The 531-nt window shown below is 64.6% G+C and carries 1 protein-coding gene; it reads right to left on the reverse strand.

Annotation, left to right across the window (positions count from 1 at the left end; all coding sequences use genetic code 11):
• A partial coding sequence (locus tag EOB49_RS37585; RefSeq protein ID WP_245472681.1) for an SDR family oxidoreductase occupies positions 1–252 on the reverse strand: 252 nt, incomplete at its 3' end.
• Between the last annotated feature and the right edge of the window lie 279 nt (positions 253–531).

Here is a 531-nt window from a genome sequence, read left to right on the forward strand (position 1 = left end):
CCGCCACTGGTCCACGCGGCCTCGTCGCTGGCCAGGTAAACAGCCATCCCGGCCAAATCGTTGGGGCGGCCGATTCTGCCCAGCGGATAGCTGCGCTCGACATAGGCCCTTCAGCTCCGCCTTTGCCTCGGCCGGCAGATTGTCGACGGTCCTGCGCCGCATGGCGGTGTCGACCGTGCCGGGCGCGATGGCGTTGACGCGGATGCCGCGCGGGCCGAGTTCGAAGGCCAGCGATTTGGTCAGCGGATTCAACGCGCCCTTCGACAGCGAATAGAGGCTCGACGGCCGCTCGGGATCATCTTGTTGGCGAATAGGACGAGATGTTGATCACCGATGCGGCGCCGCGAGATGCTGCAGCAGGCCTTGGGTGAGGAAGAACACCGCCGTCACATTGAGCGCGAAGGATTGCTGGAACTGCGCCTCGCTGACGGGTCTCGAACGGCACCAGGAAAGCCACCCCGGCATTGTTGACGAGGACATCGAGAGGCCGACTGGATTTCTTCACATGCTCGACGACGGCTGCGATGCCGG

Origin of the sequence: Mesorhizobium sp. M7A.F.Ca.MR.148.00.0.0 (genome assembly GCF_003997735.1) — a bacterium.
GTDB lineage: Bacteria > Pseudomonadota > Alphaproteobacteria > Rhizobiales > Rhizobiaceae > Mesorhizobium.